Origin of the sequence: Oceanimonas sp. CAM02 (assembly GCF_032842915.1) — a bacterium.
Classification (GTDB): domain Bacteria; phylum Pseudomonadota; class Gammaproteobacteria; order Enterobacterales; family Aeromonadaceae; genus Oceanimonas; species Oceanimonas smirnovii.
In genome coordinates this window covers 148,395-170,227 of record NZ_JAWJBK010000004.1, presented here as the reverse complement: position 1 = coordinate 170,227, position 21,833 = coordinate 148,395, and the positions used below count along the sequence as shown (strand labels likewise).

At 53.9% G+C, this 21,833-nt stretch carries 20 protein-coding genes; 3 read left to right on the top strand and 17 right to left on the bottom strand.

Annotated features, from left to right (window positions below; all coding sequences use genetic code 11):
- Positions 1-12: 12 nt before the first annotated feature.
- The 12 genes from fliH to R0I78_RS01085 all read right to left on the bottom strand — a co-directional run bounded on the left by fliH (position 13) and on the right by R0I78_RS01085 (position 11,602).
- Positions 13-819 carry a flagellar assembly protein FliH gene (gene fliH / locus R0I78_RS01140; protein ID WP_019933556.1) on the bottom strand — a complete coding sequence of 269 codons (807 nt, stop codon included), beginning with the start codon at positions 817-819 and terminating at the stop codon, positions 13-15.
- Complete coding sequence (gene fliG / locus R0I78_RS01135) at positions 816-1,862, bottom strand: flagellar motor switch protein FliG (protein ID WP_019933555.1); 1,047 nt, start codon at positions 1,860-1,862, stop codon at positions 816-818. The genes fliH and fliG overlap by 4 nt, the downstream gene beginning before the upstream one ends.
- Positions 1,855-3,561: a flagellar basal-body MS-ring/collar protein FliF gene (fliF, locus tag R0I78_RS01130; RefSeq protein WP_019933554.1), complete on the bottom strand. Its 1,707-nt coding sequence runs from the start codon at positions 3,559-3,561 to the stop codon at positions 1,855-1,857. The genes fliG and fliF overlap by 8 nt, the downstream gene beginning before the upstream one ends.
- Positions 3,562-3,572: 11 nt before the next feature.
- Positions 3,573-3,887, bottom strand: a complete 315-nt coding sequence (gene fliE / locus R0I78_RS01125) for a flagellar hook-basal body complex protein FliE (protein ID WP_019933553.1) — start codon at positions 3,885-3,887, stop codon at positions 3,573-3,575.
- An 81-nt stretch (positions 3,888-3,968) separates the two neighbouring features.
- Entirely contained in the window at positions 3,969-5,294 is a 1,326-nt protein-coding gene (locus R0I78_RS01120) for a sigma-54 dependent transcriptional regulator (RefSeq protein ID WP_317074005.1), read from the bottom strand.
- Positions 5,291-6,325: a sensor histidine kinase gene (locus tag R0I78_RS01115; protein ID WP_317074004.1), complete on the bottom strand. Its 1,035-nt coding sequence runs from the start codon at positions 6,323-6,325 to the stop codon at positions 5,291-5,293. The genes R0I78_RS01120 and R0I78_RS01115 overlap by 4 nt, the downstream gene beginning before the upstream one ends.
- A gap of 81 nt (positions 6,326-6,406) precedes the next feature.
- On the bottom strand, positions 6,407-7,855 hold the full coding sequence (locus R0I78_RS01110) for a sigma-54-dependent Fis family transcriptional regulator (RefSeq protein ID WP_317074003.1): 1,449 nt from the start codon (positions 7,853-7,855) through the stop codon (positions 6,407-6,409).
- Between the two features lie 264 nt (positions 7,856-8,119).
- The gene (gene fliS / locus R0I78_RS01105) at positions 8,120-8,527 is read right to left on the bottom strand and encodes a flagellar export chaperone FliS (protein WP_317074002.1); all 408 of its coding nucleotides are present in this window, start codon (positions 8,525-8,527) and stop codon (positions 8,120-8,122) included.
- Positions 8,528-8,532: 5 nt separating this feature from the next.
- Positions 8,533-8,841, bottom strand: coding sequence for a hypothetical protein (locus tag R0I78_RS01100; protein WP_317074001.1), 309 nt, complete (start codon positions 8,839-8,841; stop codon positions 8,533-8,535).
- A gap of 14 nt (positions 8,842-8,855) precedes the next feature.
- Positions 8,856-10,220 (bottom strand): flagellar filament capping protein FliD, encoded by a 1,365-nt coding sequence (gene fliD / locus R0I78_RS01095; protein ID WP_317074000.1) that lies wholly within the window; start codon positions 10,218-10,220, stop codon positions 8,856-8,858.
- A 9-nt stretch (positions 10,221-10,229) separates the two neighbouring features.
- Complete coding sequence (locus R0I78_RS01090; protein WP_317073999.1) at positions 10,230-10,634, bottom strand: flagellar protein FlaG; 405 nt, start codon at positions 10,632-10,634, stop codon at positions 10,230-10,232.
- Positions 10,635-10,756: 122 nt separating this feature from the next.
- Positions 10,757-11,602, bottom strand: coding sequence for a flagellin (locus R0I78_RS01085; protein WP_317073998.1), 846 nt, complete (start codon positions 11,600-11,602; stop codon positions 10,757-10,759).
- A 351-nt stretch (positions 11,603-11,953) separates the two neighbouring features.
- Here R0I78_RS01085 and R0I78_RS01080 point away from each other — a divergent pair, with 351 nt between their 5' ends.
- The gene (locus R0I78_RS01080) at positions 11,954-15,181 is read left to right on the top strand and encodes a tetratricopeptide repeat protein (protein WP_317073997.1); all 3,228 of its coding nucleotides are present in this window, start codon (positions 11,954-11,956) and stop codon (positions 15,179-15,181) included.
- A 42-nt stretch (positions 15,182-15,223) separates the two neighbouring features.
- Here R0I78_RS01080 and R0I78_RS01075 read toward each other — a convergent pair whose 3' ends face one another.
- Positions 15,224-16,567, bottom strand: a complete 1,344-nt coding sequence (locus tag R0I78_RS01075) for a UDP-glucose/GDP-mannose dehydrogenase family protein (protein ID WP_317073996.1) — start codon at positions 16,565-16,567, stop codon at positions 15,224-15,226.
- Positions 16,568-16,827: 260 nt separating this feature from the next.
- Here R0I78_RS01075 and R0I78_RS01070 point away from each other — a divergent pair, with 260 nt between their 5' ends.
- Together R0I78_RS01070 and R0I78_RS01065 are read left to right on the top strand one after the other, a co-directional pair.
- A complete protein-coding gene (locus R0I78_RS01070) occupies positions 16,828-17,133 on the top strand; it encodes a nucleotidyltransferase domain-containing protein (RefSeq protein ID WP_317073995.1) in 306 nt (101 codons plus the stop codon).
- Positions 17,130-17,603: a hypothetical protein gene (locus tag R0I78_RS01065; RefSeq protein WP_317073994.1), complete on the top strand. Its 474-nt coding sequence runs from the start codon at positions 17,130-17,132 to the stop codon at positions 17,601-17,603. Before R0I78_RS01070 ends, R0I78_RS01065 begins: the two co-directional genes overlap by 4 nt.
- Before the next feature lie 196 nt (positions 17,604-17,799).
- Here the strand turns inward: R0I78_RS01065 and R0I78_RS01060 are convergent, their stop codons facing one another.
- The 4 genes from R0I78_RS01060 to zipA form a co-directional block, all read right to left on the bottom strand.
- Complete coding sequence (locus tag R0I78_RS01060; protein ID WP_317073993.1) at positions 17,800-18,087, bottom strand: helix-turn-helix domain-containing protein; 288 nt, start codon at positions 18,085-18,087, stop codon at positions 17,800-17,802.
- Positions 18,080-18,409 carry a type II toxin-antitoxin system RelE/ParE family toxin gene (locus R0I78_RS01055; protein WP_317073992.1) on the bottom strand — a complete coding sequence of 110 codons (330 nt, stop codon included), beginning with the start codon at positions 18,407-18,409 and terminating at the stop codon, positions 18,080-18,082. The genes R0I78_RS01060 and R0I78_RS01055 overlap by 8 nt, the downstream gene beginning before the upstream one ends.
- Positions 18,410-18,556: 147 nt before the next feature.
- Positions 18,557-20,590, bottom strand: a complete 2,034-nt coding sequence (ligA, locus tag R0I78_RS01050) for an NAD-dependent DNA ligase LigA (protein ID WP_317073991.1) — start codon at positions 20,588-20,590, stop codon at positions 18,557-18,559.
- Positions 20,591-20,653: 63 nt separating this feature from the next.
- On the bottom strand, positions 20,654-21,604 hold the full coding sequence (gene zipA, locus R0I78_RS01045) for a cell division protein ZipA (RefSeq protein WP_317073990.1): 951 nt from the start codon (positions 21,602-21,604) through the stop codon (positions 20,654-20,656).
- Positions 21,605-21,833 lie beyond the last annotated feature (229 nt).

Below are 21,833 nucleotides of genomic sequence, written 5' to 3'. Positions count from 1 at the left end.
GCACCCAGCCGCTCAGCCAGCGTCTGTGTCATGAAAACGGCTCCAGTTGGCCTTAATGAAATTAGCCATCAGCTCATCAATGCGGCTGGCCAGGCTGACATCCAGCTGAGACATGGCGGTTTGCAGCCGCAGCTCACCTCGCGCCAGCCCGGGCTCGGGCACCAGCTCCCAGCCGCGCTTGGCACAGGCTTCCTCACTGTATTGTGCCTGCAGCATGGCCATGTCTTCGGCGTTCAGATAAAAGGTAAGGGTGCCTTCATGATGGGGCAGCGCCTGCAAGGCTTCCTGTATGGTAGCCAGCAGCAGTTTGGGCGAGGCAGTCGCCTCGGCTTTTAACAGGTTGCGGGCAAGCTCCATGGCCATGATCACCAGACTTTGCTCAACGGTGTGGTCAATGGTAGCCAACGGAGCCTGCAGTTGTTCGGTAAGGGTATTCCAGCGCTCCAGCAACACCTGCATTTGTGCCTGACCGTCGGCCAGCCCCTGCTCAAGACCCTGTTGCAGTCCGGCTTCATGACCTTCCTGCATGCCCTGCAGGCGGCCTTCTTCACGGCCTTCTGCCAGGCCCTGTTCCTTGCCCTCGGCATGGCCTTCCTCAAAGGCGGCCTGACGAATGGCGTCAAGGGCTTCTGCGGTAAGGGGTTCGGGAGTGGCTTCTGTGTCCGGTTCCGGCTCATCGGCCACCGGCTCAGGCTCATTACGCAGCCTGAGTGCCGCCTGCTCCGGGCGCTCAGGCTCGGGCAACTCCAGATCGGGCCATTGCCAGGCCCCCAATCCGGCAGGAACCCGCCCTTTTCGCTGGTAGCCCTGATCACTCACAGATAATCATCTCCGCCGCCCTTGGCCAGCATCAGCTCGCCACTGTCGGCCAGACGACGAGCCACCGCCAGAATTTCGCGCTGGGCTTCTTCCACATCACTGACCCGCACCGGTCCCATGGCTTCCAAATCGTCCTGCAGCATTTCGGCCGCCCGGCGTGACATATTATTGAAGAATTTTTCTTTCAGCTGATCATCTGCCCCTTTCAGCGCCCGTTGCAGCAGCTCAGCATTTACTTCCCGCAGCAATACCTGAACGCCTCTGTCATCTACGTCAATCAGGTTTTCAAACACAAACATCAGATCCTGGATCTTCATGCTCATTTCTTCATCCTGATCCCTGATGGAATCCATCAGGGCTCCCTCTACCGAGGTATCGAGGTAGTTCATGATGTCGGCAGCGGTTTTCAGGCCGCCCATTTTGGCGGCTTTGGCATTACTCTTGCCGACAAACTGTTTTTCCATAATGTCGTTCAGTTCCTGCAACGCCGCCGGCTGCACTTCTTCCAGCTCGGCGATACGCATAATCAGATCCAGACGCATGGGCTCGGGGAACTGCTGCAAAATGGCCGCGGCCTGATCGGCATCGAGGTAGGACAGCACGATTGTCTGAATTTGCGGATGCTCGTTGTGAATGATGCCGGCGACCTGACGGGCATCCATCCATTTGAGTGAGTCGAGCCCCCGGGAGCCGGCACCGGCAGCAATCTGGTTTACCAGCCGGCCTGCCTTGTCTTCACCCAAAGCGGCCACCAGAGCATTGCGCACAAAGTCCTGGCTGCCTACGCCAATTTTGGTGAAGCGCTGAATATCTTCGATAAACAACCGATGTACGGCCCCTACCCTGTCCGGACTGAAATCGCCCATGGCCGCCATTTTCATCCCCAGACGCTGCACCTGCTTGGGGTCGAGGTGACGAAAAATCTGCGCTGCATCATCTTCCCGCAGGCTCAGCATCAGCAATGCCGCCTTCTCGGTGCCTGTCATGCGCGACAGCAGTTGCCGCTGTGCATCGGTAATTACCAGCTCCTGCTCATCACTCATCGCTTTGTACCCAGTCTTTAATTACCTGTGCCGCCAGATCCGGCTCGTTGGATACCAGCGCCCGTACTGCCGACAGCAAGTCTTCATCCTTGTTCAGATCCGGCAGCCGCAGCTGGCCGTCCTTAATGCCAAACATACCGTCTTCCAGTTCGGCCTGCTGTGCCAGCATATCGAGATCATTATTGCCCGACAGCGCACTCTGACCGTCCAGATCCAGTTCATCCGTTTTGTCGTCTATGTTCAGCAGACGTTTCACCATGGGACGCACCAGTGCCAGCAGCAGCACCACCAGTACCAGCACGGCACCGAGAATGCGCGCCAGCCGCCAGAACCAGGTCTGCTCATAAAAAGGAATGTCCGCCACGGCATCAAGGTCGGGCCGGTTAAACGACATGCTGACCACTTCAATGGCATCACCCCGGCTTACATCAAAGCCCAGCCCCCCCTTCAGCAAACGCTCGATGCGGGCCAGCTCGGCACTCTCCAGCGGCACTCTTTCAGTGGTGCCATCGGCTTGAGTCACGTTTTTGTAATCTACCGCTACCGACACCGTTAACCGGCGAATATCACCCACGGCGCTTTCGGTATGGCTGATGGTGGTATCCAGCTCAAAGTTGCGGGTGGCTTCCCGCCGGCTGCGTTCGGTACCGGATTTTTCCGTAGCCTGCCCGGCCTGCTCGGGAATATCCGACTCCATGGGCGGCTGATTGGTCAGCGCACCGGGAATGCCGATGGGGCCGGTGCCGGAGGTATTGTCTTCCATCACCATTTCGGAGCGTACTGCCGGCATGTCGGGATTATAGGTTTTGACCGTTTGCTGACGACGACGAAAGTCGAGATTCAGATCCACTTCAGCGGTGTAATTACCCAGCCCCAGCACCGGACTGAGAATGGCGTCAATCTTCTGACGATATTCTTCTTCCTGCTGTTGCTGCAGTTCAAATTCCCGCCGGTTGCGGGCAGCCAGCGGATCCTGAGAGCCGGAGTTCAGCAGACGGCCGTTCTGATCCGTCACCGTTACCCGGCCGGGAGTGAGATCGGGTACCGCAGAGGCCACTGTGTCCACAATGGCGTCTACTTCTTCCTGGCGCAGGCTGCCTCCCCGGCGCAGATTAAGCACCACGGTAGCACTGGGTTTGCGCTTGTCGCGCACAAAGACGTTTTCCCGGGGAATAGCCAGCAGCACCTGAGCGCCGGCCACACTGTTATATTGCTCTATGACCCGGGCCAGCTGACGCTCCCGGCTAAGATTAAGACGTTCCCGCTCCAGCCGCTGGCTGATGCCAAAACCGGGATCGGACAGCAGTATGCTGTCGCCTTCCGGCGGTGCCTGAGTAAGACCTGAACGACGCAGCCCCAGCTGAATATCGGCATATTGATCGGCACGCACCAGCACGCTATTACCGTCTATTTTGTATTCGACCTTCTGGGCATCAAGATAATCGAGGGTTTCAATCAACTCCTGATTGTTATACACCCCCAAGGGCCGCATTTCCGGCTCCTTGCCCCACAGCAGCACAAAAATGGCCATGGCCAGACAAATGGCCAGCGCCAGTACAATAACAATCTGACGCAATACATCGGCATTACCCAGCAGGGCAAAAGGCGTGCTTTTGCGTTCCTGGGCTTCCATATCGGTGCCATCGCTGCTGGCCGTCAGCGCGCGTTGGTCGGTTTCCGCCAGCGGATTGTCTGCCACCCGTCAGCTCCTTACACCGGCATGTTCATGATGGTTTTATACGATTCCACCAGCTTGTTACGCACCTGCACGGTAGCCTCAAAAGCAATGCTGGATTTTTGGGCGGAGATCATTACCTGCTCCAGCCCCACCGAAGGATCCCCCAGCTCAAAACGGGTGCGCAGATCACCGGTGGTTTGCTGCAGTGCATTTACCTTGTTCACGGCCTGACCCAGCAGCTCGGCAAAATCCTGACGAGGGGCCGCACCCTGCACCGGTGCCATGCTTTGGGCTTCTCCCTGCATTGACTGCATTTCTGCCAGCAAAGCAGCGGCTTTAATATCCATGGTTTGGCTCCTCAATCAGTGAATTTCATACAACCCACGCATCTTAATGCAAAGCTCGGGCCAGTTCATCTTTTGTGCGAATTAAACCGGTACTTCTATACCTGCCTCGCGCATGCGGGCAAGCTTATAACGCAAAGTCCGGGGGCTGATGCCTAACTGTTCAGCCACCTCACGCCGGCTGCCACCGCTGCTTTGCAGGGCCTGCAGAATAATGCGGTGCTCCTGACTTTCCAGCTTGTCGCCCAGCTCTGCTGTGACCGGTGCCGGGGCCGTACTGAAGGGGCCGGCATCGTCCAGCAAAATATCGGTGGCGGCAATCTGGCTGCCGGCGGCCAGAATAAGGGCCCGCTGCATCACGTTGTCGAGCTCGCGCACATTGCCCGGCCAATGCCAGTGTCTTAGCCGTATTTCGGCATCTTCCGACAGAGTGACGCCATGCCGCCCCTGCATGCCGGCATGCCGGCTTAACAGAAAACGCGCCAGCGGCAGAATATCGCCGGGGCGATCCATCAGGGCCGGCCAGACCAGCGGAAACACATTCAGCCGGTAATAGAGATCTTCCCGAAAACGGCCCTCGGTTACCGCCTGACGCAGATCCCGGTTGCTGGTGGCCAGTACGCGCACATTCAGTTTTAAGGTTTTACGGCTGCCCAGACGCTCCACTTCCTGCTCCTGCAGCACCCGCAACAGCTTGGCCTGCAGGTTCACGTCCATTTCGGTAATTTCATCCAGCAAAAGGGTGCCTTCATGGGCCTGTTCAAACTTGCCGGGGCTGGCCTGCACGGCACCGGTAAAGGCCCCTTTTTCATACCCGAACAAAGTGGCTTCCAGCATATTGTCGGGAATGGCAGCGCAGTTGATGGCCACAAAAGGCTGATTGGCCCGGTTGGAGCGGGCATGAATAAAGCGCGCCAGCACTTCCTTGCCGGTGCCGCTGGGGCCGGAGATCATCACGCTGGCATCAGTAGCCGCTACCCGGGCTGCCAGTTGCAGCAACTGGCGACTGGCGGCATCTTCAGCAATAAGGTCGTTATTGTGATTTGACTCGGGCTGCACATAGCGGCGCACCCGCTCCAGCAGGACCTCGGGCGTAAAGGGTTTGGCCAGATAATCCACGGCACCGGCGCGCATGGCGGTCACCGCGCCCGATACCTGAGCGTGCGCCGTGATCACCAGCACCGGCAGGCCGGGCAGGCGCTCGTTAATCCATTCCAGCAGCTCAAGGCCGTTCATGCCCGCCATTTGCACATCCGTGATCACCATGCGCACCGGGGTTTGCTGCAAATACACAATGGCATCTTCCGCGCTGGTGACACAGCGGCTTTCCAGTCCGGCCAGCTCCAGGGTGTCTTGCAGCGCCTGCTGCAGGCCGGCATCGTCTTCCACCAGCAAAATATCGGCGTTCATTTTGTATCCTTATGCTGCAGCAAAGGCAGCCACAAGCTGAAACAAGTGCCCTGCCCCGGCTCGGAGCTGACGCTTACGCCGCCGTTATGAGCACGCATGACCGACGCCACTGCCGCCAGCCCAAGGCCGGTACCCTGGCTGCGGGTGGTAAAAAAAGGCGTAAAAATCTGCTGCTGCAGTTCAGGGCTGATGCCGGCACCGTTATCTGCCACTTCAATCAACAGTTGCCCCTGGTTGCCGGCGGCATGGATTGTGACGACACCAGCTCCCGCTTCTACGGCGTTTTCCAGCAGGTTGAGTATTATGCCTTTAAGGCTGTTGGCATTACCCAGCACGCTTAATCCGGGCTCGGTATTGCAAACCAGACTGGCCTTGCCTGCAAACAGGGTATTGGCGGTTTGGGTAATATTGGTAAGCAAGGCAGACACACACAGCGGCTCGGCCAGCGCGGCCTGATCAGGCCGGGCAAACAGCAGAATGTCGCTTATTTGACGCTCGATATCCGTCAGCCTTTCCATCAGCCGGCCCTGAAACCGCTCCCGCTGGGATGCATTCAGCGCCGGATTGGCCAGGTTGGCACCGTATAAGGTCGCCGCCGACAACGGCGTGCGTATTTGATGGGCAAGGGTTGCCGCCATACGCCCCAGCGCCGCCAGCCGCTCGGCATGGCCCTGCTGCTCCGCCCAGGCGCGGGTAGGAGTAAGATCGGTCAGTTGCACCAGCTGACCAGGCTGCCCTTCCAGGTGAGAAATGGCCAGCTGCACCCGGCGACCGCTCTTTAACGACACCTGCAGGCCGTCATCGGGCCGGGGCGCAAAGTCACGGGTAATCACCTCCAGCCAGGGCGTGTTAAGCAAAGGCTCGCCCAGCAGCTGGCGGGCAACAGCATTGGCGCAACTGACCACGCCCTGACCGTTCACCCACAGCAAACCACCGGGTAAAGTGTGCAGAATTTGCTCCAGCTGCTCCGGCCCCAGCACATCCAGCCAGGGCGCATCGGGCGCGGAATAAGAAGAATTTGCAGGCATCATGGCAGGTAATATTCAAAATACGTGCCAGACCGCCCGAAGGGCGAGCTGGAAGCGGGAAGCTAGAAGCTCCCCGCAGGTGGATCAATCCCGTGCTATGCCGTATTTTTTCATTTTCTCTACCAGGGTGGTGCGGCGCATGCCCAGGTGCTCGGCGGCTCTGGCCACAATGCCGTCGTTGGCATCCAGCGCTTTTCCAATCACTTCGATTTCTATGCTGGCCAGTACATCCTTCAGGTTGTAACACTCGGAAGTTAAATCGGGAATATGCAAATCCCCGTTTACCGCCGCCGGCGCTTCCTCTTCGGGACTGAAATCAAAGAAAGCGCCATCGTCTTCAAAATCATCACCATTACTTGAAAAAATAGAGGCCAGGGCTGCCTGCTCATCCATTTCATCAAAGCTTTCGGGCACATAATCGCCGCGGTACTTTTCCGGCAGATCTGCCGGCTCCACCCGTTGCCCCGGGCACAGTATCATCATCCGCTCCACCAGGTTGGACAGCTCCCGAACATTGCCGGGCCAGTGATAGCCTTGCAGAGTGTTCACCGCCGGCGCAGAGAAAGAAAGCGTAACCTGATGGGTATCTTTATGGCGTTCAATCAGCTCATTCAGCAGCAGGGGCAAGTCGTCTTTGCGCTGGCGCAGGGGCGGAGCGGTAATGGGAAATACATTCAGCCGGTAATAGAGATCTTCCCGAAAGCGCTGCTCGGCAATCATCTGTTCCAGATCACGATGGGTGGCGGCAATAATACGCACATTAGCTTTAATCGGCCGGGTGCCCCCTACCCGCTCAAAAGTGCGCTCCTGCAGCACTCGCAACAACTTCACCTGCATGGGCAGGGGCATATCGCCGATTTCATCCAGAAACAGAGTGCCGCCGTCTGCCAGTTCAAACCGTCCCTTGCGGGCCGCCACGGCACCAGTAAAAGCCCCTTTTTCATGGCCGAACAACTCGCTTTCCAGCAGTTCAGCCGGAATGGCACCACAGTTAATGGGCACAAAAGGACCACGAGACTGTTGCGATAATAAATGAATGGCCTGAGCAATCACTTCCTTACCGGTGCCCGACTCACCCAGCAGCAGCACATTGGCCTGCTTGTCGGCCACCTGGCGAATAAGGCTTTTAACCTGTTGCATGCCGGCGCTGTTACCCACCAGCAAATGATTGAGCTGCTCATTCTGCTCATCACTCACCATTACGGGCCGCCACTGGGCAGCCTGATGCAGCAATCGGGTCAGCTCGTCGTAGGTCAGATCACTCAAGGTGCCCAGCAGGTTATTGGCCCTGCACTGGGTTGAGCGCAGGCTGATAAACACATGATGAGAATGTTCATCGAGAAGAGGTTGGAGTGGAAAGTCCGTTTCCCCCAGCAGTACCGTCATGGTTTGGGACTGCTCCCGCAACCATGCCAGATCATTAGCGCGACTGCCGCTTCGCCATTCAACCTGCATAAAGGAAAGGATAGCCTCAAGTCTTGACCGCCGTTCCTGGTTATGATCCATGATCAAGACACAGCCATTAAAACCCATAAGGTAAATATCCTTTACATTCAGTGATTTATTGAATTAGTTTCTGAGCTTATCCTTGGCTCGACACCAGCATAACATTGAAGCGGCTCAGATTTGAAACCAAAGAAGTCGTAATTCTGACACAAGCGTCAAAACAACTCGACAAAGATAGTCGCTAAAAAGCCAGTTATGTTGACTTGGATCAAGTTTAGTACAGGAAAGGATATTTTTTTGACGATGTGACTTGCTTAGACAAGCCGGGGCTAGCCCCGGCAAAAATGATGATCAGGCAGGAACCTGTTGCTGATCCGCCGGAATGGCGTCCCAGGCTTCTTTTATTTCACGCAGCAGCGTGCTGATGGACTCGAGCTTTTCTATGTCGTTGTTCATGTTTACGTTAATCAGCTCAGACATAATAAAGTCGTAGAGGTTGCCAAGGTTGGTGGCTATTTCACCGCCCTCTTCATAATTCAGTGACATACGCAGCTCATCAATGATCATCATGGTAGAGCTGATAAGGTCACCACGCTGGGCGTAGTCTTTATGCTCAATGGCGGTGCGCGCCTTGGCCAGGCGCTCCAGGGCACCGGCCAGCAGCATTTGTACAATACGGTAAGGTGGCGCCACGGTTTTCTGGCTGTCCAAGGCCACGGATTTGTAGGCTTTCATTGAGCCACGCATAGAGCCTGCCATGCTGATTACTCCTGATATTTTACGCTTTGGTACGCCTGCTGAGAGCGGCGCCCCTTTTGAATGACTTTAAGCTGCTCACCCAGCTTGTGTTTAACCGCTTCGGCCGAGCTGGTCAGCACTCTGGAGCGCTGAATAATCTCCTGAACCTGCTGTTCAGTGACGTTGCCCTCGGTCTGGATCTGCTGCAGCAGCGCTGCACGCTCGCTTAACTTGCGGGTAAACGCCACATCGTCGAATTCATCGGCTTTCACCTGCAAGCCGGCCTGTAATTCGTCATCCAGCTCTGCAAGCCGCTGTAATAGTGGCTGAGACATAAAGGCTCCCCAGGTTACAACATGCCACCAGTGCCAAGCATCGACATCATGCTGTTCATCTGATTATTCATGTCGGCGATCATCTGATCCATGGCATTGTATTGGCGAAATACCCGGTCTTCAAACTTCAGCATACGGTCTTCAAAGTCGGCCCGTTGCTTGTTCAGTTTACTGAGCTGACTGTTCAGCGATTCGTCCTTGGTGGTGAGTATGCCTTCACGACCGGTAAACCCTTCCAGCATCTCATCCAGCTTGCTGGCCAGGCCGCTGTCGCCGTCGAACAAACGGCCGATGCCGTCGAAATTGTTGGCGATATGCTCATCCAGTACATCGTTATCAATTTCCAGCGTACCGTCCCGCTTGGTAGTGATCCCCAAATCCGACAAAGACTTCAGCGAGCTGCTGGCTCCCTCTACTTCTGCCCCCAATGCATTTCGCAACTCAGAGGTAATATTGCGCACTAGGGTGTCGCCGTTAAGCGGACCCGCGGCCTTGCTCTCCGGATCGAAACTGGTCAGTTTTTTGGTGGTACTGATAATTTTGTTGTAAGACTCAACAAACTTTTTGAGGTTCTCGGTGACCGACTCTTTATCGTACCCAATGGTAAGTTTGGTGGTGGGGTCGTCGGTATTATTAAGCTTGTCCAGATTGAGGGTAACGCCTGCAATGGCGTCCTTAATTTCGTTGGAACTGCGAGTAACCGTTGCGCCGTCGATATTGACGATGGCATCTTGCGCGGCTTGCACCGGCTTCATATTGGCGGAAGAAAAAATATCGGTAAGGCCGGCATCACCGCTGGCACTCACGCTGATTTGATTTTCCTGACCGGTTTTGTCACCAAACAGTACAAGACGGGGGCCGTTATCGTCAGTGACCACTGTCGCGCTTACGCCGGTGTTGTCATCAGACTGGTTGATAGCCTTTGCAATATCAGCCAATGAGCTTTTATCCGCCGTCACATCGACAGTAAAAGACTCAGCTCCCATACCAAGAGTGATGCTGCCCGCGCCCAGGTTGTCTTTAATATCACCACTTACATAGCCGGAACCCACTTTATGGGCCTGAGCCAATTGCTCAACCTTGAGGGTATAGCTACCGGCAACCGCGTTTTTATCGGCTTTGGCGGTAAAAAAACCTTCATTGGAAAGAGTGACAGAGCGCTTTTGAAACGCTTCTTTGGAGGTGAGATCTTTCAGTGACTTCTGAAACGCATCCAGCTCTTTTTTAAGGGATGCATAAGAAGAAATTCTAACGTCCAGACTCTCTTGCTTGCGGTTAAGCGCGTTCTCTTTGGGCGCACGCTCGGCCTGCACTGTGGCATCAACAAAGCTTTGAATGGGAAAACCAGAACCTACGCCCGGCAGCTGAATACCCGCCATACTAACCTCCTATGCTTTTACGTCTATCAGACCACCACTGGCTTCTGCCAGCCGGCTGATAACCTGCAGCAACTCTTCTGTGGGGATCTGCCGCACCACTTCACCGTTGCTGGTATCCACCACCGACACCACATTGCGGCCGGAGTCTTCATCCACCCTGAACTTGAGGCCCCGGTTAAAGGTGCCCACAAACTCATCCATCTGCTCAGCCATTTCCGTCAACTGTTCGGCGCTAAGCTGAGTTTCCTTCTGCTCGCTCTGTGCCCGGCTCTGACCGGCGGCAGATTTCTCCAGCGCCTGCACCGCTCCGGCGGTTTGCGTGCTTACATTGCCTGCTGAAGACTGGGAAGCCACCGGCCGGATAGAGGTGTCTGTACTGTATGCTGTCTTTTGAGTGAGCGGAGTGGTATCCATTATTTTTTCCTCAAATCTGGCCTGATAGCAGCGCCACTTAGCTTAACGTGATACTGCAGCAACACCCTAAGCTAAATAACGAAAAACCGGAGGGCCTGGCCCTCCGGAACTTAGTGACTATGTTAGCCCAGCAGCGACAGCGCCGCCTGCGGAATTTGCTTGGCCTGGGCCAAAATGGAAGTACCGGCCTGCTGCAGAATTTGCTGCTTGGTCAGGTTCACGGTTTCCTGAGCAAAGTCCACGTCCTTGATACGCGACATACCGGCAGTAACGTTTTCACGGGTATTCGCCAGGTTATTGATGGTGCTTTCCAGACGATTCTGGGTAGCACCCATTTTGGCACGCTCTCCATCGACGGTCTTAATCGCTGAATCCAGTTTTGAAATGGCAGCACAGAAGTCAGCATAAGAGCCTGTAGCAGCAGTTCCTATGATATTAGTTAGGTCACCAGCACTTACACTCAGTGAAGATGCATCCGCTTTTGATATTTTAATTTCAAGGGTTTCTCCCATATCTGCACCGATCTGCAGTGTTTTGCTGGAAAAGTCACCATTTAAGACTTTTTGTCCACCAAACTTGGTAGTACAAGCGATATTATCAATTTCAGCCACCAACTCTTTGAGCTCTTCTTGAATAGCCTCTCGGTCTGCATCTGAGTTGGTATCATTGGCTCCCTGAACCACCAGATCGCGCATACGTTGCAGAATCTCGGTGGTTTCACCCAAGGCGCCTTCGGCGGTCTGAATAATAGAGTTACCATCCTGGGCGTTTTTCATCGCCACACCCAGACCTCGAGCCTGAGAGTTCAGCCGGTTAGAGATCTGCAGGCCGGCGGCATCGTCCTTGGCGGAGTTGATGCGGCTGCCGGTGGCCAGACGCTCCATGGAGGTGGCCAGATGGTTACTGGACTTGGTGAGGTTACGCTGGGCAACCATGCCGGTTACGTTGGTGTTGACTGTTATCGCCATAATAAACTCCTGGTCTATTGAGTCCGGTCACCCGGTGTAGTGTTGTTGCTTAGGTTATCGGCAGCCTCTGAAAACCTTTAGAATTTTTTCGATTTTTCTTCTTGCGCCAAAGCGTCTACGGCTCCTCGCTACTGCCACCCTTACTCATGACACCTGTCTTACGCGTCTCTTACGTATCGACTCACTGACCAGAACCTTGAGCTTTTTGGTTTGCAACCAGACAATAAGCCTCTACCATGCCACCATGGTATTGGAAACGTTCATATGGCTATCAAAATGCACACATTAGACCAACAACTCACCCAGCTCAGGGCCCTGCTAACAGAGGGACAACAGCAAGCAGCTATCAACATGGCTGAAACCATACTGCAACAATATCCAGGTTCACAGGAAGTAGCGTGGATACTGGCCAGACTGTATCAGGAAATTAACGATTTAGAGCATTTACAAACACAACTTAAGGATATTCATCATCAGTTCCCTGAAGATATTCAAGCCTTGGTTCAGCTCGCCAACCTCTATTATCGGCGCAAGCAAAACAAAAATGCCCTCGGCTACATTGAGCAAGCCGAAAAACTGGCCCCCACAGACGTACAAGTGCTTAATCATAAAAGCCTGATACTGAATGAATTATTCCGTTATAATGAGGCCATAGAAACGCTGCAAAAGGTGATTACACTTGGTCAAGCTAGTGCTTATATATGGAGTAACCTGGGAATGCTGCATCAAAGCCTAGGACTGTTTGAGCAGGCAGAGGCGTATTATCTAAAAGCAGCAGAAATGTCAGAAAAAAAAGATGACTCAGCTTATAACAATCTAATTTTACTTCAACACTATATTCCGTATTCAACACCACAAAAAATATTCAACCTGGTAACACGCTGGGAGCAAAAGTATGCCCGAGCGCTAAAAGCTGTTGAGTTGGGCGAACGCGACAGAAAATACAATAGGAAACTGCGGATTGGTATGGTGTCGGATGGTTTTCGCACCCATCCAGTAGGGCAAATGATCACTCGAATTTTAGAGCACCTTACAAATCAAGAGCTTGAACTGTTCGCCTATAGCACCAATCTTAAAGAGGATACCATTACCCGTCGGATAAAAAAGTGTGTTACCCAGTGGGATACCATTGATCATCTGGGCAATACACAACTGGCTGAAAAAATAGCCAGCGACAAGATCGACATTCTATTTGATTTAAGTGGTCATATGGGAGGTAGCAGATTACCTACCATGGTCATGAAACCAGCACCAATTTTAATAAAATGGGTTGGCGGACTGATCAACACAACCGGCCTCAGCACCATGGATTATCTACTGTCCGATTCAGTAGAGACTCCAGAAAGTGTAGATGAGTGGTATACTGAAAAACTCATCCGCATGCCCCATGGTTATGTGTGCTACGAAGCTCCCGCATACAGTCACGATGTCTTTTCTCCTCCTGTGCTGCACAATGGCTACGTAACTCTAGGGTGCTTTAATAATCCGCAAAAAATCAATGCCGTGGTGCTGGAGCAGTGGGCGAACATTATGCATCGCTTACCCAACTCCCGCTTGTTTTTAAAAAGCTACCAGTTTAATAGCCCGACCCTGGTCGATAATATCACAGCCACTATGTCTGGCTTTGGTATTAGCACCGAGCGTCTTATTATAGAAGGACCATCCAACCATCAGGAGTTACTAAAGGCCTACAACAAGGTAGATATTGCGCTGGATCCCTGGCCTTACTCCGGCGGGCTGACTACCTGTGAAGCCATGTTTATGGGTGTGCCTGTTGTTACATACCCGGGTCCCACCTTCGCCGGTCGCCACTCTGCTACCCACTTAACCCATGTAGGGCTTGGTCAGCTGGTAGCCAATAGCTGGGAAGAATACTGCGATCTGGTTGTAAACCTGGCTAATGACCCGGAAAACCTGGCCAATATTCGCAAACACCTGCGCAATGCTCTGCTGGAATCCCCTTTATGTGATGCCAAGAGCTTTGCCCGCCATTTCTCCAACGCCATGCGCGCCATCTGGCAGCGACATTGTGAAGGCAAAGCGCCCGCTGCACTTACACTGGATGCGGAGGGTAATTGCCAGTTTGAAGACGAGAACCAACCTGCAACCCTTCAGTTGCCAACCGCACCTGAGCAAGAAACAATTCAGGCAAAAGACGCTGGTTTTAGCTTTAACTTTACCGGCCAGATTATTGCCCTTGAACATGGCACCACACTCGCCGGTCGGCCTTATTTCAGAGATTTTTTAAGAAAAGGTGGTGTAAACTACATTTGCCTGGATCCGGGTGGTGCAATACGCAATGCGCAACAGCTGCTGCATACTGGCTATTTCCAGCACTTCCCCCTTACCGTGCTGGGAGACGGCAGTGAGATGAAACTGGCCCTGGCAGTAGAAGCTGAGCGCTCTACCACCTTGCCGATAAACACACCAGATCCGAATGCCATCATTCCGGAGCAAGAACCGCCTGCACTGGTAAGCACCACCACAGTTACCAGCAACCGCATCGATGATATTGAAGGCCTGGATCATATCGATTGGTTAATCCTTGATGGACAGCATCATAACCTGACCATTCTTGAGCACGGAAAGAAGAAGCTGGCTAATGCATTACTGATTGAGATAGGAGTAAACTTTTCACCTGAGAGTTCAACACAGATTGATTTTGGTAAACTTATTTTAAAACTAGCCACCCTTGGTTTTAGGCTTTTAAAAGTCAATGAGCTAAGATACCATAATCTTCTTAAAAACGCTGAGTACAGGCCAGAAGAAAGTGAGCTGGCCTCTGCAAAGGCAATTTTTATACCTAACAATAAAAAGCTGAGTTCTTACACTGACAACCAAATAGAAAAACTATCATTTCTTCTGGATGCACTTTATGATTTAAAAGGCGTCGCATTTCAACTCCTGAACAAACTAAATAAAAATCAGGCTGAACTTTACTTAGAAAGTAAAGTATTAACCAAGAAAGAAGATAGTGACCACAGAGAAAATAAAAATGTGGCAGGGCTTTCTATACCCAACTCCCCGGCCATGACTGAAAATGAACGAAAATTATTTAAAACATATTTAAAAAGAGCAACTCATTATTTTGAGTTTGGCTCAGGCGGCTCTACTGTATGGGCGGCAGAGCAAGGATTAAGAGTAGAGGGTGTGGAGAGCGATCCAAACTGGGTTAATGCACTACATGATAAAGTCGGCCAACAATGCCAGGTAAAAGTTGTTGATATCGGACCTACTGGCGACTGGGGATATCCACTTACAGAACAAAACGATAAGTTCCCTCTTTACAGCCAATCCATATTGGAGCATGCTCAATCTTTCGACCTTATCCTGATAGATGGCCGCTTCAGAGTAGCTTGTGTTATGACGGCAATTGAACATATCGTAAAAAACAAGAGTCAGGATAAATCACTTATTTTCATTCATGACTTCTGGAACCGACCACAATACCATTGTGTGCTCGATTTTCTGGATGTAGTAGAAAGAACTGACAGTGCTGGCGTGTTTAAAGTTAAAACAAGCGTAGAGCTAATTGACGTCAGAAAGGTCTGGCATGAATACGCAGTAAATCCTGCTTAATAAAAATCGCTACCTTTACAACTGTAAAGGTAGCGTAATATGTTATTTTCTACCCACTCCAAGATACATCACCCCAGCCCTGTGAGCCGTTTCGGGTTCATACAGATTCCGTCCATCCACTACGACGGGAAAGCCCAGCTGCTGTTTTAGCCAACCAAAGTCCACCGCCCTGAACTCTTTCCATTCGGTGCAGATCACTAAGGCGTCAGCATTTTTTACCGCATCTTCTTTATCTTCACTCAGGCTGAGCAAGCCTTGGCTATGGGTTGTTTTTAGTTGTGTTGAATATAGCCGCCGGCATTCGTCCATAGCCTTGGGATCATAAGCCTGAATGTTTGCACCGGCCTGCCAGAGTGCTTCCATCAGCACCCGGCTGGGGGCCTCGCGCATATCGTCTGTGCCCGGTTTGAATGCCAGGCCCCAGACGGCGATGGTTTTGCCGGCAAGCGCTCCGTTAAAGGCGTTACTCAGCTTTTCAAACAAGACGGTTTTTTGGCGTTCATTAACCGCTTCAACGGCACGCAGCAGCTGGCTGGGCTGATCTACCTGCTCGGCGGTGTGGCAAAGTGCGCGCACATCCTTGGGAAAGCAGGAACCGCCATAGCCACAACCCGGGTAGATAAAGTGGTAACCAATACGCGGATCACTGCCAATACCCTGACGCACTTCTTCTATATCTACCTGCAGGTGTTCGGCCAGGTTGGCCATTTCATTCATAAAGCTGATTTTAGTGGCCAGCATGGCATTGGCGGCATATTTGGTGAGCTCCGCGGCCCGCACGCCCATAAACATCAGTTTGTCGCGGTTGCGGTTATAGGGACCGTAGCATTCCTGCATGGCGCTTTTTACCCATTCCGATTCGGTGCCCACTATAATGCGCGGCCCCCGGGTAAAGTCTTCTATGGCGCAGCCTTCTTTCATAAACTCAGGGTTGGAGCACACTTCAAGGTGCAGGTTTGAGCCTCGTTTTTTCAGTTGCTCATATACCACTGCGGTTACTTTATCGGCTGTACCCACCGGCACGGTCGACTTGTTAACAATGATTTTGGGCGTTTGCATATGCCGGCCTATGCTGTCTGCCACCTGCAGCACATATTGCAGGTCGGCGCTGCCGTCTTCATCGGGGGGCGTGCCCACGGCAATAAATAGCATGTCTCCGGCATTAACCGCAGCCTGAGTGTCACTGGTGAAAATGAGCCTGCCCGCGGCTGTGTTGGCGGCTACCAGCTCTTTAAGGCCCGGCTCATAAATGGGCATATGGCCGTTGTTAAGGCGATGAATGCGATCGGGGTTGGTGTCCATGCACATCACTGAATGCCCCACATCGGCCAGGCAGGCCGCCGCCACCAGCCCCACATAACCCGAGCCAAATACAGTGATGTTCATGAAGTGTCCTTTGAATTCGGTGCCAAAATGGTGTTTATAGAATGCAAAAAATGGGCCAGCAGTACCTGTAATCTGAAGCAGCGGCGGCTACAGCAAACTGGGGTTGCCGCTTTGCGGCAAGTGGCAGGGCAAGCCGCCTGCACTCCAGGGGCTTGGTATGCTTTAGGGCAAAAAGACGAGTTTCGGCCTGCCATGGTACACTCATGCTAAGTCTGACCGGCAGAGATGATGGCCTTTGAGCATGAACGAGTGGGGTAGTTATGCGTTTATCTGAACAGCATCAAGTGCTGATATGCCGAGCACTGAAAAAACACTTCGGTGAGCAAAGCCGGATCTGGCTGTTTGGCTCACGCGTGGATGATAACGCCAGGGGTGGCGATATCGACCTTTATATCGAGCCGGAAGTGCAAAGCCCGGCCGGCATTGTGGATGCCCGCATTGCTGCCATGGTGGACATTTACCGGCAGTTGGGTGAGCAAAAAATCGATTTGGTGATCAACCGGTTCGCCGGCCCTCAGCTGGCGATTTATGATGTGGCCAAAGAGAATGGAGTGGAGCTTAAGTGAATACTCAGGAAGCATTTAAAGGCTGTTTAGACATCTGCCATACTCACGCAGAACGATTGCGCTGGGCCATGCAAACTCTGGCACCTTTGTATCCTTTTACTACCGAAAAACTTGGTAGCCTGAGCGCCGTGGATCTGGCGGTTATGGATCAGTTTATTGTGCGTTTCTCCAAGCTGCAGGATGCCATGGGAGCGAAGCTGCTGCCGGGCATACTGGAGCTGACCAAGGAGCAAGGCGCGCTGAACACCTTTATCGACAAGCTTAACCGGCTGGAAAAAATAGGCGCTATCGAAAGCGTTCAGTGCTGGCTGGCATTAAGAGAAATGCGTAATCAGTTCGCCCATGACTATCCGCAGGACAGTGAAATACAGGCCAACCTGCTGACCAAAGCCTTTGATATGGCAAAGCAACTGTTGAATATTCTGGAAAGCGCAGAGAAGTTTGCCGAAGGTTATCTTTACTTTAAATAATTTTAGCGGTGCATGTGGCATGGATTCCGGCTCGAAGGCCGGAATGACGGGGTGATGCCCCCCCCTGATTTATTCAGCAATGGTGGCGAACTCTTCATATCCTGCCCCAATAAATTGGGGCCTACAGGTTGCCCGTAGTTCTACCGCGAGCAGCGACAGGTGGTGGCCTTTAAGCAAGAAACGATTGAGGTGAAATTCAGGACAAAGCCTTAAGCACATGCTTGGGGTCGCGCTCAATGGCCCGTAGCAAAGCCTTGGCGGGCCCGGTGGGCTCACGCCGGCCCTGCTCCCAGTTACGCAATGTACCCACATTTACATCAATCAGTTTGGCAAAGCGCTGCTGGGTCAGGCCGGTATTCTTGCGAATAGCCTTGACCTTGACGGCATCTACCACCCTTTCACGGGAAGGCTGACGCTCCCCTTTAACAATTTCACCCATCTGGGTCATGCTCTCGACCAGGCGGCCAAACAATTCGTTATCCATGACTCCACCCCTCGTTGATAGTACGCAGAACCTTCTTCTGCTCTGGTGTTAAATCGTCTTGTATGCCTTTTTTGTAGATTAGTATCATCCTGATCTGGCTGTCGGCACTAACGTGGTAGTAGATCACCCTTACTCCACCTCGCTTACCCTTTCCCTGAGCGCTCCAGCGCACTTTCCTGAGCCCGCCAGTGTCCTGAATCACCGGGCCGGCCTGAGGATGATTGGCCAAATGTTCCTGCAGAGCACGGTACTCGTCATCCAGCAACAGCTCTTTTACATCAGCAGTAAAAATCGGAGTTTTGATAAAAATCATCAAAATCATCAGCTACGTCAATGGCGTACTTTAATGCTTATTGTGCGAGTTAATCTTGCATAACACAAGCACAGAAAAACAGCAGAGTGTGGGAACGAGAGAGAGAACCAGGGTTGCCGCTTTGCGGCAAATTGCGGGCGGGCCGCCCGCGCTCCATTACTCGTGCTGCTCCAGCAGTTCAATAAGCCCGTCTTCATCCATTATGGTCACGCCCAGCTCCTGGGCCTTGGTGAGTTTGGAGCCGGCGGCTTCACCGGCCACCAGCACGCTGGTTTTGGCGGAGACGGAGCCGGCCACCTTGGCACCCAGTGCCTGCAGCGCGGCTTTGGCCTCGTTGCGGGGCATGCGGCTTAAGGTGCCGGTCAGCACAAAGGTCTGGCCTGCCAGAGGCTGGGTATCGGCTTGGGGGGCTTCCATTTTCGGCCAGGTCAGGCCGCAGCCGCCCTGCTCTTGGGGCGCAACCAAAGCGTCCACCACTTCCCGGTTATGAGGCTGGCGAAAGAAGTAGTAGATGTGCTTGGCCACGATCTCACCCACGTCCGGCACTTCAATGAGCTTGTCCACCTCGGCGTTCATCACAGATTCAAGCTCCAGAAAGTGCCGGGCCAGGTTGTTGGCGGTGGCCTCACCCACTTCACGAATGCCCAGGGCATAGAGAAAGCGTGGCAGCGTGGTGGTGCGCGCCTTGTCAAAGGCGGCCAGCAGTTTTACCGCCGACTTCTCGCCCATGCGCTCCAGCCCCATCAGGGTGTGCTGATCGAGGTGAAACAAATCCGCCGGGGTCTTTACCAGCTCATGGTCTACCAGCTGCTCCACCAGTTTGGTGCCCAGGCCTTCTATATCCAGTGCCTTACGAGAAGCAAAATGACGTAACGCCTCTTTGCGCTGAGCGGCGCAAATAAGCCCGCCGGTGCAGCGGGCCACGGCTTCGCCTTCTATGCGTTCTATGTCGGAGTCACACACAGGGCACTGAGCGGGAAAGGTTATCTCTCGCGCCGTGTCGGGGCGGCGCTCAAGCACCACGCCCACCACCTGAGGGATCACGTCACCGGCGCGGCGAATAGTCACGGTGTCGCCAATTTTTACTCCCAGACGGGCAATTTCATCGGCATTGTGCAGGGTAGCGTTGGAGACGGTGACGCCGGCCACCGAGACGGGCTTGAGCTTGGCCACGGGAGTAATGGCACCGGTGCGGCCCACCTGAAACTCCACGTTCAGCAGCTCGGTCAGCTCTTCCTGTGCCGGAAATTTATGGGCGGTGGCCCAGCGCGGTGCCCGGGCTACAAAGCCCAGCTCTGCCTGCAGCGCCAGCTCGTCTACCTTGTAGACCACGCCGTCTATTTCGTAGGGCAGCTGATCCCGCCGCGCCAGAATATCGTCGTGATAAGCCTGGCAGCCTCCCCGGCCGCTCACCCGTTTTACTTCCGGGCTTACCGGCAGGCCCCAGCCTTTCAGGGTTTGCAGAATATCAAAGTGGCGCTCACCCAGGGGCTCGCCGTCCACAAGGCCGGTGCCGTAGCAGTAAAAGGCCAGCGGCCGGCTGGCGGTAATTTTGGAGTCGAGCTGGCGCAGACTGCCGGCGGCGGCATTGCGGGGGTTGGCAAACACCTTGCCCCCTTCCGCCAGGGCGCGCTGGTTCATTTGTTCAAAACCGGCTTTGGGCATATAGACTTCGCCGCGCACTTCCAGCCGCTCGGGCCAGCCTTCACCGCGCAAATTCAGCGGCACAGCACGAATGGTGCGCACATTTTCGGTAATACCCTCACCGGTGGTGCCATCGCCCCGGGTGGCGGCCTGCACCAGCCGGCCTCGCTCATACACCAGGCTCACTGCCAGGCCGTCCAGCTTGGGCTCGCAGCAGAAGGTCAGCGCCTCGCTGCGACCCAGGCGGTCAAGCAGGCGTTTTTCAAAGGCGGCCAGCTCGTCTTCGCTGAATACGTTATCCAGCGAGAGCATGGGCATGGCATGCTGCACCTCGGGAAAGGCCGATACCGGCGCGCCACCCACCCGCTGGCTGGGAGAAGAAGCGTCCAGCCACTCGGGGTGCTCGCTTTCAAGCGCCAGCAGTTCGCGCATGCAGCGGTCATATTCCGCATCGGGCACGCTGGGGGCGTCTTCCACGTAATATTGATAGTTCCAGGTGTTGAGTTGTTCGCGCAGGGCGAGCAGGCGGGCGTGGGCGTTGTTCATCAATGGGTTCCGCTTAAACAAAAAGTGCGGCTGATGCCGCACTTTGACTTTCAAGGTAGTAAGTTATTGTGCCTGGCTGTCGTAGTCGCGCAGCTGTTCGCGACAGTGGGCCAGATAATCCGGGCTTACCGGTGAGCGCTCCACATCAAACAGCAGGGCGTCCAGCTCTTCGGCCAAGTTCTCGGCAGTCTGCACCATCAGGTTGAACTGGTTTTTGGCCATGCCCGGGCGGGGCAGCTGCATAAAGATGGATACACCGGGGGTGCTGAAGCCGGTCATTTCCTTGGGATTAAAGGTGCCGGGTTTTACCATGTTGATCAAGCTGAACAGCACCTGGCCCTGCCCTGCCGGCGTCTGGTGATGATGGAAAATATCCATGTCACCAAAGTGAAAGCCGTTGTTGGTCAGTGCGCGCATCAGGGCATTGCCGTCAATCTGCTGATTCGGCCGAGCCATCAGGTTGATGACGTAAACGTCCTGCCAGGTGCGGGGCACTTCCCGCAACGGGGCCTGTGGCTCTGGCTCGGGCAGCACTTCCGGCTCGGCCGGCGGCGCTTGCTCCATCGTTTGTTCAGGCTCTTGCGGCCCGGCATCAGCCTGTGCTTCTTCCGCTGCGGGCTCACGTTTGGCAACCGGCTCATCAAACAGGGGATCAAACTCATCTTCCGGCTCGGGTTCGGGCTGTCGGTTTTGTACCACAGGCTTGGGCTCCGCAGTTACCACCGGCTGTTCGTCATCTTCATCGTCCAGCGCAGAAAAGTGTGGCTCTTCCCGCTTGGGTGCCGACTCTTGCTTTGCCGCCGTGGCATTCTTCTGGCCGGCAACTACCCGCACCTGACCAATGCCGTCCTGATCGAAACTGTCTTCCGAACCGGGCTCTGAAGCTACCTTCCCCATGGGTTTGTTGCGCATGGATGGCTGACGGTCTTTTTTACTGCTCCATAATCCATGGATCAGCAGGGCGGCAATCGCCATGGCGCCCAGAATAATCAAGATAACTCGCAAGTCCTGCATTATCGTGTCTCTAATAGGGGGTTCCCAATACTGCGACAAGGGTATGTTTACCATTACAATTTGACAAGTGCCTGACTGGCCCAGAGTCCACAAAATATTGACGTTTTTGCCCGTGATGCCGCCATTGGCATGAAAAATACGCTGCGACAGCCACTTTCGCGCGTCTGTTTTTGCTGATGTGGCACGCTGGCAGCCAGCACCTCCCTTCTTTAGAATAAGCGCTTCATTT